This window comes from Rhodobium orientis (assembly GCF_003258835.1).
In the GTDB taxonomy this organism is placed as follows: domain Bacteria; phylum Pseudomonadota; class Alphaproteobacteria; order Rhizobiales; family Rhodobiaceae; genus Rhodobium; species Rhodobium orientis.
Map to the genome: position 1 here is coordinate 102,250 of NZ_NPEV01000003.1, position 12,061 is coordinate 114,310.

The 12,061-nt window shown below is 65.9% G+C and carries 14 protein-coding genes, 1 tRNA gene and 1 pseudogene; 6 read left to right on the forward strand and 10 right to left on the reverse strand.

Features of this window, described 5'->3' with window-relative positions; translation table 11 throughout:
• Nucleotides 1-78: 78 nt before the first annotated feature.
• Both CH339_RS24550 and CH339_RS02720 read left to right on the forward strand, forming a co-directional pair.
• Nucleotides 79-249: a hypothetical protein gene (locus CH339_RS24550; RefSeq protein WP_170138375.1), complete on the forward strand. Its 171-nt coding sequence runs from the start codon at nucleotides 79-81 to the stop codon at nucleotides 247-249.
• Complete coding sequence (locus tag CH339_RS02720) at nucleotides 246-1,382, forward strand: carboxylate-amine ligase (protein WP_111432801.1); 1,137 nt, start codon at nucleotides 246-248, stop codon at nucleotides 1,380-1,382. Before CH339_RS24550 ends, CH339_RS02720 begins: the two co-directional genes overlap by 4 nt.
• A gap of 18 nt (nucleotides 1,383-1,400) precedes the next feature.
• Here CH339_RS02720 and CH339_RS02725 read toward each other — a convergent pair whose 3' ends face one another.
• Together CH339_RS02725 and CH339_RS02730 are read right to left on the reverse strand one after the other, a co-directional pair.
• Nucleotides 1,401-1,856, reverse strand: a complete 456-nt coding sequence (locus CH339_RS02725; RefSeq protein WP_111432742.1) for a methylated-DNA--[protein]-cysteine S-methyltransferase — start codon at nucleotides 1,854-1,856, stop codon at nucleotides 1,401-1,403.
• 166 nt (nucleotides 1,857-2,022) lie between these two features.
• Complete coding sequence (locus CH339_RS02730) at nucleotides 2,023-3,198, reverse strand: aminotransferase class V-fold PLP-dependent enzyme (RefSeq protein WP_111432743.1); 1,176 nt, start codon at nucleotides 3,196-3,198, stop codon at nucleotides 2,023-2,025.
• A 134-nt stretch (nucleotides 3,199-3,332) separates the two neighbouring features.
• On the opposite strand from CH339_RS02730, the gene CH339_RS02735 reads away from it, so the two are divergent.
• A complete protein-coding gene (locus tag CH339_RS02735; protein WP_111432744.1) occupies nucleotides 3,333-3,923 on the forward strand; it encodes a gamma-glutamylcyclotransferase family protein in 591 nt (196 codons plus the stop codon).
• A 165-nt stretch (nucleotides 3,924-4,088) separates the two neighbouring features.
• Here the strand turns inward: CH339_RS02735 and CH339_RS25070 are convergent, their stop codons facing one another.
• From CH339_RS25070 to CH339_RS02755, 5 genes and pseudogenes are all read right to left on the reverse strand, one after another.
• Nucleotides 4,089-4,685 (reverse strand): GNAT family N-acetyltransferase, encoded by a 597-nt coding sequence (locus CH339_RS25070; protein ID WP_306461165.1) that lies wholly within the window; start codon nucleotides 4,683-4,685, stop codon nucleotides 4,089-4,091.
• Nucleotides 4,662-6,026, reverse strand: a pseudogene (gene gor, locus CH339_RS02740) (glutathione-disulfide reductase); the annotation flags it as partial. The pseudogene gor and the gene CH339_RS25070, both read right to left, overlap by 24 nt.
• A gap of 92 nt (nucleotides 6,027-6,118) precedes the next feature.
• Nucleotides 6,119-6,658 (reverse strand): DUF2059 domain-containing protein, encoded by a 540-nt coding sequence (locus CH339_RS02745; protein ID WP_170138377.1) that lies wholly within the window; start codon nucleotides 6,656-6,658, stop codon nucleotides 6,119-6,121.
• Nucleotides 6,659-6,702: 44 nt separating this feature from the next.
• Complete coding sequence (rpiA, locus tag CH339_RS02750) at nucleotides 6,703-7,392, reverse strand: ribose-5-phosphate isomerase RpiA (RefSeq protein ID WP_111432747.1); 690 nt, start codon at nucleotides 7,390-7,392, stop codon at nucleotides 6,703-6,705.
• A 141-nt stretch (nucleotides 7,393-7,533) separates the two neighbouring features.
• Nucleotides 7,534-8,976 (reverse strand): NAD-dependent succinate-semialdehyde dehydrogenase, encoded by a 1,443-nt coding sequence (locus tag CH339_RS02755; RefSeq protein WP_111432748.1) that lies wholly within the window; start codon nucleotides 8,974-8,976, stop codon nucleotides 7,534-7,536.
• 347 nt (nucleotides 8,977-9,323) lie between these two features.
• On the opposite strand from CH339_RS02755, the gene gph reads away from it, so the two are divergent.
• On the forward strand, nucleotides 9,324-10,010 hold the full coding sequence (gene gph / locus CH339_RS02760; protein ID WP_111432749.1) for a phosphoglycolate phosphatase: 687 nt from the start codon (nucleotides 9,324-9,326) through the stop codon (nucleotides 10,008-10,010).
• 87 nt (nucleotides 10,011-10,097) lie between these two features.
• Nucleotides 10,098-10,172 (forward strand) — tRNA-Val (locus CH339_RS02765).
• A gap of 315 nt (nucleotides 10,173-10,487) precedes the next feature.
• Here the strand turns inward: CH339_RS02765 and CH339_RS02770 are convergent.
• The 3 genes from CH339_RS02770 to CH339_RS24245 form a co-directional block, all read right to left on the reverse strand.
• On the reverse strand, nucleotides 10,488-10,859 hold the full coding sequence (locus CH339_RS02770; protein ID WP_111432750.1) for a DoxX family protein: 372 nt from the start codon (nucleotides 10,857-10,859) through the stop codon (nucleotides 10,488-10,490).
• A 127-nt stretch (nucleotides 10,860-10,986) separates the two neighbouring features.
• Nucleotides 10,987-11,277 carry a type II toxin-antitoxin system RelE/ParE family toxin gene (locus CH339_RS02775; RefSeq protein WP_170138378.1) on the reverse strand — a complete coding sequence of 97 codons (291 nt, stop codon included), beginning with the start codon at nucleotides 11,275-11,277 and terminating at the stop codon, nucleotides 10,987-10,989.
• Complete coding sequence (locus tag CH339_RS24245) at nucleotides 11,267-11,455, reverse strand: hypothetical protein (protein WP_146610098.1); 189 nt, start codon at nucleotides 11,453-11,455, stop codon at nucleotides 11,267-11,269. Before CH339_RS24245 ends, CH339_RS02775 begins: the two co-directional genes overlap by 11 nt.
• Before the next feature lie 131 nt (nucleotides 11,456-11,586).
• Between CH339_RS24245 and CH339_RS02780 the strand changes: the two genes are divergently transcribed.
• Nucleotides 11,587-11,964, forward strand: coding sequence for a hypothetical protein (locus CH339_RS02780; RefSeq protein ID WP_201240978.1), 378 nt, complete (start codon nucleotides 11,587-11,589; stop codon nucleotides 11,962-11,964).
• Nucleotides 11,965-12,061: the final 97 nt, after the last annotated feature.

A 12,061-nucleotide genomic window follows, 5' to 3' on the forward strand; every position in this document is an offset into this window, starting at 1 on the left:
CGTTCTAGAAAGTGTTGATATGTCGCGCCTCCATTTTCTGAGATTGGCCCGTTTCCTGCTTAACCGTGGGATGTATCCGTGCCGCTCGCCGATGTGAGCCGCCGCATCCTTTCGCGGCCGGCGCAGATCCGGCGGGCGTCGATCGGCGGCGTCTGGGGCGATCCGGAATTCGCCCGTCGCTTCAACGGGATAAACGGCCAAATTCGTGGTGGCGGCGGGCCGCGGTTTGTTGCACGATGGCGGCCATGACGTCGTCCGAGCCCAGCTTCACCGTCGGCATCGAGGAGGAGTACCTTCTCGTCGACCGCAAAACGCGGGCGCTGGCCAGCGATCCGCCGGCCGATCTGCTGAAGGCCTGCCAGGATTCGCGTCCGGGCGCGGTCAGCCCGGAATTCCTGCGCTGCCAGATCGAGATCGGAACCCCTGTCTGCGAGACCATGAAGGACGCCAGGCACGAACTTTCGCGCCTGCGGCGGATGATCGCGGAGAACGCGGCAGCGTTCGGTCTCGCGCCCATTGCGGCCTCGACTCACCCCTTCGCCGAGTGGGACCAGCAGCCCCACACCGACAAGGATCGCTACAACGAGCTCGCCAAGACCATGCAGGTGGTGGCGCGGCGGCTGCTGATCTGCGGCATGCACGTCCATGTCGGTGTCGAGGACGAGGCGCTGCGCATCGATCTGATGTCGCAGCTCACCTATTTCCTGCCGCACCTGCTGGCGCTGTCGACCTCATCGCCGTTCTGGCGCGGTCGCGACACGGGGCTGCGCTCCTACCGGCTTTCCGTCTTCAACGAACTGCCGCGTACCGGTCTGCCGGACACTTTCGCCAGCCCGAGCGAATTCCACCGCACCGTCGACATCCTGGTCGAGGCCGGGCTGATCGAGGACGCCACCAAGATCTGGTGGGACCTGCGGCCCTCGGCACGGTTCCCGACGCTCGAAATGCGCATAAGCGACGTCTGCACGCGGCTCGACGACGCGCTGGCGATTGCCGCCCTGTTCCGCTGCCTGACCCGGATGCTGTGGCGGCTGAAGGGCAAGAACCAGAGGTGGCGGCAATATCCCGGCTTCCTTATCGACCAGAACCGTTGGCTCGCCCAGCGCGATGGCATCACCGGCGAACTGGTCGATTTCGGGCGCGGCTGCTGCGTGCCCTTCGGCGACCTTCTCGACGAGATCCTGGAGCTGACCCGCGAGGACGCGGAGCATTTCGGCTGCCTCGCCTCGATCGAGCACGCCCGCGCGATCATTGCCGACGGCACCTCGGCCGACCGGCAGCTCGCTGTCTACAACGGCGCCATCGAGGCCGGCGCCAGCACCCAGGAAGCGCTGGAGGCCGTCGTCGACCACCTCATCGAGGAAACGCTTGCCGGCTGCTAGCGATCGGGGCCTCCTGCCCTACAAGAGCAGCGAATAGGCGCCTTCCAGCTTCAACAGCCGGATTTTCGTCTCGACACCGCCCGCGCCGGAGAACCCGCCGAGACCATGGGTGCCGACCACGCGGTGGCAGGGGATGATGACCGGTATCGGGTTGGCGCCGCAGGCCTGGCCGACGGGCTGCGCGGGCACACCGAGATCCCTGGCGATGTCGCCGTAGCTGCGGGTTTCGCCAAAAGGAATGGCGCGCATCGCCGAATAGATCTGTTGCTGAAACGCGCTGCCGGCCGGAGCCAGAGGCAGGTCGAAGGCCGTCCGCGTGCCGTCGAAATAGTCCGCGAGTTGGCGAAGGCTTTCTTCCAGGACGGCTGTTCGTTCTCCTTGCGCTTCCGCATCCCAGATGAGGCGGGTGATCCGGCCACCCTCCTCCGCCACACCGAGACGGCCGACGGGCGTATCGAGGGTCGCGATGTTCATGTCCTCGGCATCTCCCCATGCATTTGCGGCACCGCCGCACTGGATTGCTTCGCTGCGCTCGTAATGACGTCGGAAGTTGATTTACGTTGTAAAATCAACGTCATTGCGAGGAGGCCGATAGGCCGACACGGCAATCCAGCTTCGGACCGCCAAGCCCGTTCCCGGGCTAGTCATCCCGCACGGCACGGCAGAAGGCTTCGATCTCGGCCTCGGTATTGTAGTAGTGGACCGATGCGCGCACCAAGGCATCGAACCCTCGCCGCGGCAGGTCGAGTTGGGCCGAGCGCGCCTGGCTGTGGGTGACGTTGATGGAGCGTTTCGACAGCCGCTGGCGGGTGGCGAGCGGTGTCTCTCCCTCTTTCAGGAAGGTGACGATACCGCATTTCTCAACGCCGAGGTCGTGCACCGAGACGCCGGGGATCTTTTCCAGTTCGCCGCGCAGAATATCGGCGAGCATCTTCACGCGCGCCTCGATCGCCGCCATGCCCAGGTTTCCGGCATAGCGGGCGGCAACGCCGAGCGCGATCTGGCCGGCGACGTAGCGCTCCCAGTTCTCGAAGCGCTTCGCGTCGGGCTTCCATTCGAAGCTCTCCGCATCGAGCCAGTCGGCGGCAGCGAGGTCGACGAAGGGCGGCTCCAGGTCGGCAATGGCGTTGCGGTCGACCCAGAGGAACCCCGTCCCGCGCGGCCCGCGGAGGTACTTCCGCCCGGTGGCCGACAGCATGGTGCAGCCGATTTCCCTGACGTTCACATCGAGCTGGCCGACCGACTGGCAGGCATCGAGCAGATAGGGGATGCCGAAACGGCGGGCGACGTCGCCGACGGCGGCGGCCGGATTGACCAGACCGCCCTGGGTCGGCACGTGGGTGATGGCGATCAGCCGGGTCTTCGGCGCGACCATGTTCGCAAGGGCGGCAACGTCGATCTGGCCGTGCTCGTCGTCCGGCACCACGTCGATCTCGATGCCGGCGCGGTCCCTCATCTGCAGGAAGGCAACGTAGTTGGAGACATATTCGGAGCGGCAGGTGATGACCCGGTCGCCCTCGCGGAACGGAATGGCATAGAACGCCATGTCCCAGGCGCGGGTGGCGTTCTCGATGAAGGCGACCTCGCCCGGCTCGGCGCCGATAAGATCGGCGATCGCCGGGTAGAAATCCGCGACCTTGGCCGCCGCCGCGCTTGCCGCCTCGTAGCCGCCGATCATGGCTTCCAGGTCGAGATGGGTCTTCAGCGCCTCGACGACGGCGCGGGTCGGCAGGGCCGAGCCGGCATTGTTGAAATGCAGCACCATCTCTACGCCCGGCGTCTCGGCGCGCAGGCGATCGATATCGAGCTCCGGCATGGCCTTCCCTCCCCGTCAGTCGTCACCTTCCGTTAGTCGATTCCGAGAGCGGGTCAACACCCTTGATGCTGCGCGCCGCATCGTTACGGTGAGGCGTCTGTCCGCAGTTCCCCTTCCCCAAGAGCATCCTGACCATGACCGACATGATCGCCGTCTTCGGCTACGGCTCCCTCGTCAACCAGGCGACCCTGCCGCCGGGGACGCCCAGCATTCCCGGCACGCTTTCCGGCTTTCGCCGGGCCTGGCGGATCGCCGGCAAGACGCCGATCGGCCACACCTGCGGCCTGACGGCGGAACCGGCAGACGGCTCGGCGATCCGCGGCACGCTGATCCTTTATCCGCGCTCCGAGCTTGCCGACCTCGACGAACGCGAATGGCGCTACGACCGGCACGATCTCGACCTCGCGGCCTTTTCCCCGGACGGCGATGCCGCCGCCGCGCCCACGACCCGCATCGTCTACCGGGTGAAACGGGAGCACGAACGCTGGGGCGACGAGGATCACCCCGTCATCCAGAGCTATGTGGATTGCGTGCTGCGCGGCTATTTCGAGCGCTGGGGCGTCCTCGGCGTGCGCCACTTCGTGGAGACCACCGCGGGCTGGCAGGTGCCGATCCGGCGCGACCGGGCCGAGCCGCGCTACCGCCGCGCGGTGCGGATCACGGCCGAGGAGGAAGACCTTTTCGACCGCATCCTTGCCGAGGCCGGCGCGCGCTGGATCGACTGAAAAGGATCTGGATTGCCGCGTCGGCCTTTCGGCCTCCTCGCAATGACATCGGTTATTGTCATTGCGAGCGGAGCGAAGCAATCCAGTGCAGCCGTCTACTACCAGTGCCGCTCGGGTTAAAAATGCAGCCCTGCGACAACCAACGCAGACCGAAATGGTCAACCGCTATGTCGCCAGCGGCTTCCTGAGGCGGATGGTGTCGATCTCGGTACCGGCCAGGTTGTCGTAGCGCTTTTCGCGCGAACGGTCGGAAAAGCCGCGGGTGCGGAAGAACCTGAGGGCGCGGCGGTTGCCGGCGAACAGGTCTAGGTCGACATATTTGGCGTCGCGCGCGGCAAGCGCTTCCTCAAGCGCGGCGAGAAGGGCCTCGCCGGCACCGTTTGCCCAGGCGCTCGGCGCCACCCAGATTTCGCTGATCGCCCCCTGGCCCGAGGCGACGATGGCAAAGCCCACCGGCTCGCCGTCGAGGGTCGCGACCAGGACCGGGCCGCCGGCCGATGCCAGGAGATGCTCGAACGGCTTTTCGTCGCGCAGCCGCTTCCAGGCGTCGCCGGCAAGCTGCGAGCCGATCGAGGCCTGCCAGGAATGCATGCCGATCTTGGCAAGGATGGCGAAATCGGTCTCGCGCGCCTCGCGCACCTCCACGCCGGTGACTGGCTTGGCCGCCTCGCCGGCCCCGGCCGAGCCGACCGCCGCCTCGCCGATGCCTGCTGCCGCCACATGGGCCTCACGCGCGCGATAGCGCTCGCTCGGCTCGCGCATGGTGACGAGTTCCTCGGCCGCCGTCGGGTGGACGGCGACGGTGCGGTCGAAATCGGCCTTGGTGGCGCCCATCTTGATGGCGATGCCGAGAAGCTGGGCCATCTCGCCGGCATCCGGGCCCATGACGTGGACGCCGAGCACGGTGTCGCTGGCGGCGTCGACGATGACCTTCATCAGCATCCGCTCGTCGCGGCCGGTCAGCGTGTGCTTCATGGCGCGGAAGCGGGCGCGGTAGATGTCGACGGCATCGAAGCGGTCGCAGGCCTCGTCCTCGGTGAGGCCGACCGTGCCGATCTCCGGCTGGGAGAACACAGCCGTCGCGATATTGGAATGGTCGACGGTGACGTTCCTGGCCCCGAACACGGTGTCGGCGAAGGCATGGCCCTCGCGGATCGCCACCGGGGTCAGGTTGACCCGGTCGGTGGCATCGCCGACGGCATAGATCGAGGCAACGGACGACTTCGACTGGGCGTCGACGACGACGGCGCCATTCTTGGTCAGTTCGACGCCGGCCTCTTCCAGGCCGAGCCCTGCCGTCGCAGGGCGCCGGCCGATGGCATACATGATCTGGTCCGCCTCGATGGTCCGGCCCGCCTCGGTCCGGCCGACCAGCGCCGCACCGCTCTTCTCGATGGCGGTGAAGCGGTCGCCGGTGATGACGTCGATACCCTTCTTTTCCATCTCCTCGTGCAGCAGCGTGCGCATGTCCATGTCGAAGCCGCGCAGAATCTCCTCGCCGCGATAAAGCAGCGTCGTCCTGGCGCCGAGGCCGGCGAAGATGCCGGCGAACTCAACGGCGATGTAGCCGCCGCCGACGACGGTCACCCGCTCGGGGAAGTCTTCCAGATGGAAGGCCTCGTTGGAGGTGATAGCGTGCTCGATGCCGGTAACGGAGCTGTCGAGGAAGGGCGTCGCGCCCGTCGCGATCAAAATGTATTTGGCGGAAACCGTGCGGTCGTCGGCGAGCAGACGGACCTCGTTCGGGCCGGCGACCGTCGCCCGGCTCATGACAATCTCGACGCCGGAGCGCTCCAGATTGGTGAGATAGACCTTGTTGAGCCGGTCGATCTCCCGGTCCTTGTTGGCGATCAGGGTCTTCCAGTCGAATTTCGTCTCACCGACCGACCAGCCGAAGCCGGCGGCGTCCTCGAATTCCTCGCCGAATTTGGAGGCATAGACGAGGAGCTTCTTCGGCACGCAGCCGCGGATGACGCAGGTGCCGCCGACCCGGTATTCCTCGGCGATCGCGACCCTGGCCCCATAGCCCGCGGCGATGCGCGCGGCCCGCACGCCGCCCGATCCGGCCCCGATGACGAAAAGATCGTAGTCGTAGCCGCTCATGGGGGCCTCCTTACTGGCCGGACCGGAAGGCCGGTCCGGCACGCATTACGCAAAACCTACTGAAAACGGAAACGGAGACGTGCGCTTTGGCGCTACTCGGCCTTTTTTTCGGGCGCGGCAGCGGCGATCTTTTCCATTTCCTTCTGGGCCTGTTCCAGCATGTCGATGCCAAGCTGGTTGCGGTATTCCCGCGCGGCGCCGATCGACAGGGTCGACAGCTCGGCCGATTTCTCGGCCAGCTTGGCGCCGACCGGAGAAGTGTAGAAGGCGGTGATCTCGTCCAGCTCTTCCTTGGTGAAGCGGCGGGCCCAGATCTCCTCGATCATCTTGTCGAGATCAACGCGCTTGCCGGCCATGGAGAGCGCGACGTCGTTGACCATGGCGTCGATTTCGCGGGCGAACTCGGGGTTCTGGCGCACGAGCTGCTGCTTGGTCTGGCTGGCGACGATCGGCAGGATCTCGTCGAAGCCGTAGTTGGAGCGGGTCGCCTCGACGGCGGCCTCGGCGGCCTTCATGTGCTCCGGCGTGAAGGTTTCTTCCTGGGCCGCCGCCGGCGTCAGGTTGAGGGCACCGGCGACGAGCATGACGGCCAGCGCCAGCGCGGCGGTGCCGACAGTTTTGGAAAGGGTCATGTCTTTCTCCGTTCGGTGACGACGCGTGCCGTCGTGTGGATTTCTCAGGGCTTCAGGCATTCGGTGCCATCGGGACCCGCAACATAGGCGGCGTCCGCGATGCCGATGAACAGCCCGTGCTCGACCACGCCCGGAATGGCGCCGAGCGATTCGCTCAACGCTTCTGGCGCGGCAATCTGGCGAAAAGATGCATCGAGGATGTAGTGCCCGCCGTCGGTGACGAATGGGGTCTCCTTGCCGCCGCGCAGGACGATCTCGCCGGTGAGGCCGAGGGCGGAGGCGTTCGACATGATCGCGCGCCTGGTCGACTCAAGCCCGAAGGGCACGACCTCGATCGGCAGCGGGAAGGCGCCGATCATGCGCACCAGCTTGGAACTGTCGGCGATCACCACCATGCGGGCGGAGGCCGTGGCGACGATCTTTTCGCGCAAAAGCGCCCCGCCGCCGCCCTTGACGAGCCGCAAATAGCGATCGAGTTCGTCGGCGCCGTCGACCGTCAGGTCGAGTTCCGGCGTCTCGTCGAGGGTGGAGAGCGGGATGCCCAGTTCGCCGGCAAGCTCGGCCGTGCGTTCCGAGGTCGGCACGGCGAGAATATCGAAGCCGGCGGCGACCTTCTCGCCGATCAGCCGGATGAAGTGGTCGGCCGTCGAGCCGGTGCCGAGACCGAGCCGCATGCCGGACTGGACTTCGGCGAGCGCAGCGACTGCCGCGGCGCGCTTGAAATCGTCGCTCATTGGATCACACGCTCCCGAATGTGCCGTTCCCCGTCGGCCGCTGATTAGCATGGCCGGCGCCGGGCGCCAAGATATCGCAACAGGACGCGGCCGGCGCGTTTTCGGCGCCGGCCGGCCGGTATTACAGGTTCTGCGGGCGGATCAGAGGCCCGCCATCAGCATGTATTTGATCTCCACGAACTCCTCGACGCCGTGCGAGGAGCCTTCGCGGCCGATGCCCGACTGCTTGACGCCGCCGAACGGGGCCACCTCGGTGGAGATGATGCCGGTGTTGATGCCGACCATGCCGTATTCCAGACCCTCGCCGACGCGCCAGACGCGGCCGAGGTCGCGGGCGAAGAAATAGGCCGCCAGACCGAACTCGGTGTCGTTGGCCATGGCGACCACCTCGTCCTCTTCGGAGAAGCGGAAGAGCGGGGCGACGGGACCGAAGGTCTCCTCGCGGGCGACCATCATGGCAGGGGTGACGCCGGTCAGCACGGTCGGCTGGAAGAAGGTGCCGCCAAGGGCATGGCGTTCGCCGCCGGTGACCACTTTCGCGCCCTTGCCGAGGGCGTCGGCGATGTGCTCCTCGACCTTTTCGATTGCCGCCATGTTAATGAGCGGGCCCTGGACGACGCCCTCCTCGGTGCCGGTGCCGACCTTCATTTCCTTGACCTTGGCCGAGAGCTTTTCGGCAAAGGCGTCATAAACGGCATCCTGCACGTAGATGCGGTTGGCGCAGACGCAGGTCTGGCCCATGTTGCGGTATTTCGAGGCGAGCGCGCCTTCCACGGCAGCGTCGAGATCGGCGTCGTCGAAGACGATGAACGGTGCGTTGCCGCCGAGTTCCAGGCCCACCTTTTTAATGGTCGAAGCGGCCTGCTCCATCAGCAGCCGGCCGATCTCGGTCGACCCGGTGAAGGTGATCGCCTTGACGTCCGGGTTCGACGTCATCTCGCCGCCGATCTTGGAGGCCTTGCCGGTGACGACATTGAAGATGCCGGCGGGGATGCCGGCGCGCTCGGCGAGTTCGGCCAGGGCAAGCGCCGACAGCGGCGTCTCGCTCGCCGGCTTGACGACGATCGGGCAGCCGGCGGCCAGCGCCGGGGCGGCCTTGCGGGTGATCATCGCGGCGGGGAAGTTCCACGGTGTGATCGCGGCGACGACGCCGATCGGCTGGCGGATGCAGACGATGCGGGCATCGGCGCGGTAGGACGGGATGGTCTCGCCGTAGATGCGCTTGGCCTCCTCGGCGAAGAACTCGATGAACGAGGCGGCATAGACGATCTCGCCGGCGGCCTCGGTGAGCGGCTTGCCCTGCTCGCTCGTCATCAGGAGGGCAAGGTCGTCCTTGTTCTCCAGCATCAGGTCGAACCAGCGGCGCAGGATCGCCGAGCGCTCCTTGGCGGTCTTTTTCGCCCAGGCCGGGAACGCGGCCTTTGCCTTGTCGATCGCCTCGCGGGTCTCCTCGGCGCCGAACTGGGGCACCTTGGCGAGTTCGGCGCCGGTCGCCGGATCGGTGACGGCCATCGTCGGCTCGCCGACCCATTGGCCGTTGATATAGCACTGCTCCTTCAGCAGCGACGGATCTGAAAGCCGCATCGGGATTTCCTCCTTGAATGACGGTTCTGGCCGCCGAGGCCCGGAGCGCCGGCGGCGCGCAATGGTGGCAGCCGGCGGGGCGATCGGCGGTCTCCTCCGGGACGATCCCGGAAAGACGGGAACGGCGGTGTGCGGCGCTCCTTCCGGGGCCGCATGCCGTCATGATCGGCGGCACGATAGTGGAAAGTCCGAACGGCGTCGATAGGTTCCGAACGGCGCGCGCAAAGGGTTGCCGGAGCGGCGCCAGGGCCCCATTGTATAAACCATTCCCGGATCGCCGGGTCGGGCCGGCGCGCCCGCTGCCGATCCACAGCTTCCTCGCCAGACCGCTCAGATAGAGACAAAAAATGCAGAAACCGCCCGTCCTTGCCATCGATCTCGACGGCACGCTGATCGAGACCGCCCCCGACCTGATGGGGACCCTCAACGTCATCCTGGAGCGCGAGGGACTTGCCCCCGTCAGCCTCAAGCAGGTGCGCGGCATGGTCGGCCAGGGCGCCAAGATCATGCTGCAGCGCGGCTTTGCCGCCCATGGCGAAACACTCGAAGGCGCGCGGCTGGAGACCCTTTTCGAGGCCTTCCTGGAGCACTATGCGGAGCATATCGCGGTGGAAAGCCACCCCTTCCCCGGGGTCGTCGAAGCGCTCGAAGGCTTCCGCGCGGAGGGCTGGAAGCTCGCTGTCTGTACCAACAAGCTGGAGGCGCTGACCCGGCGGCTGCTCGACGAACTCGACCTGACGCGGCTGTTCGACGCGATCGGCGGGCCGGACACCTTCGGCGTGCGCAAGCCCGACCCGCAGCACCTCATCAAGACCATCGAGGCGGCCGGCGGCGAAGCGACCAACGCGATCATGGTCGGCGACTCGGCCGCCGACATCAACGCGGCCAAGAACGCCGCCGTCCCCGTCGTCGCCGTCGATTTCGGCTACACCGACATCCCGGTTGCCGAGCTCGGGCCGGACCGGATCATCTCCCATTTCGACGAGCTCGCCGGGGCGGTTTCGGAGCTGCGCGGGGCGATGACCGCGGGCTGAGGCCACGCCGGCGCGGCCATTCGGCCGGCGTGCACTGCAAAGGCTTGACTTCCCGGGGGGCCAACCCTTAAATCCGCGCACCCAATCGGGCGGTTAGCTCAGCGGGAGAGCACTCGCTTCACACGCGAGGGGTCACTGGTTCAATCCCAGTACCGCCCACCATTTTTTCGCTCACGGTCAATTCGCTTCGCTCATGACCTCCGCGGGGGCCTCGCATCGGCTCGGGCGCGCAGTCGCGCTTGCGAAGCCAACGGCTTCGATTTCTCTCACGCCAAACTCGCTTCGCTCGCTGGCTCCGTGAGGGCCTCGCATGAGCTCTGGCGGCCGGTCGGCCTTGCGAAGCCCTTGGCTTCGTTGGGGCATCTCACGGCAGTTCGCTTCGCTCACGCCTGCGATGGCGCGGCGCATAAGCGCCGGCGGCCGGTCCGCCTTGCGAAGCCCTTGGCTTCGATTTCTCTCACGCCGACTTCACTTCGTTCAACGCTGCCATCCGCGCCACAGCGTCCGAGGGCTTTGCGCGGCAATCGCCAATAGCCCGCCGGCAATGGCCCAGTTCTTGACCATGATCGTGACCTGCCAGGGATCGGCGCGGAGCTGCCAGTGGAACCAGCTCGTGAACAGGCAGTAAACTGCCAGCGCCAGCGCCCACAGCCGGATGTGCGGCCCGGCAACGAGGCAGACCGCGGCAACGGCGTTGAACGCCGCGACCGGCCAGACGAACCATTCGGGAAGACCGATGCCGGCGATCATCTGCTGGACGGGCGCCGGGTCGAGGATTTTTTGGACCGCACCGCCCACGAACAAGAGAGCAATCAGGACGCGGCCGGTGATGCTGAGAAAAGCGTTCATCACTGCCTAACTGCGGTAGCCGGCAGGCACGGCAAGAGCGGAGGCGCTCAGTCACCGTTGTCAGCTACCTTCAGACCTGCGGCAGAAACGATGCCTATCGAGATCGAAAGGCCGACAGTTTCTCGCGTCAATGGTCTTGCCGCGGATAGATCATACGTGTGTGCAACACTCCAATCACATCGACTTCCGTCTCGCTCGCGATCCGGTAGACGGCGAAATACGGCAGACCGGGAATAGTTAGTTCACGGGTGGAACGCACCCTGCCCGGTCGCCCAATCAGCGGAAATTGCTCAAGCATTGCAATGGATTGCAAGATGCGGGCAATCGTGTTTTGCGCCGACTGCCGGTCATGTTCACTAATGAAGCCGTGTATGTTTTCCAGATCGGCCAGCGCGTCGGCCGTGAAGCTAATGTTCAAGGCCGAACTTTTTCCAGACGTCGCGCATGGATACACGGCCGTTCGGGTCCGCGTCGGCAGCTTTTAGCGCGCGTTCGATCTTTGACTTGGCAAATGCCTGGTATTCCGGATCGTCGGATTCGGGTTGTTCCGTCACCAGATGCGCCGGTACCGGCTTCTTGTCAGCGATCTCGTCCATGACCGGATCATACCAATCCTTCCTCTGCACTTCCAGATCGCCACAACGATTCCCCTAGCACTCATTCGTGTTTTTGAATTAGTCTTCCCGAATAAGACAAACAAAAAATCAATCGGGGGGGGAAACCGACCATGAGGACGAGGTTTCTTGTGACGTTTGCGGTGCTGTGCACCGCCCTTTTTGCGCTGTCCGACGTTGCGTCGGCGGCGGCCGAGACGCTGACCTGGCAGGTGCGCAGCGAGCATCCGAACACCGTTGCCGTGGAGTTCTACTCCCAGGACCGCAACGCGGCCTGGCCGGGCGACGGCGAGGTCTACCTGATCCGCGACTGGGACACCCACACCTTCAAGCTCGACTGCCGCCGGGGCGAATCCATCTGCTACGGCGCCTGGGTCCGCAACCAGAGTTCGAGCTACTGGGGTGTCGGCAAGGACAATGCCAGGGGCTGTCAACGCTGCTGCTATGTCTGCGGCGGCGGCCGGACCAAGACCCAGGTGCTCAATCCTTGACGCGCACCGGGCCCTGACGCACGTCGGGCCACAACAAAGCAAAGGGGCTCCGCGGATCGCGGAACCCCCCGTTGCCCCAGACATGCGGCGACCGGTG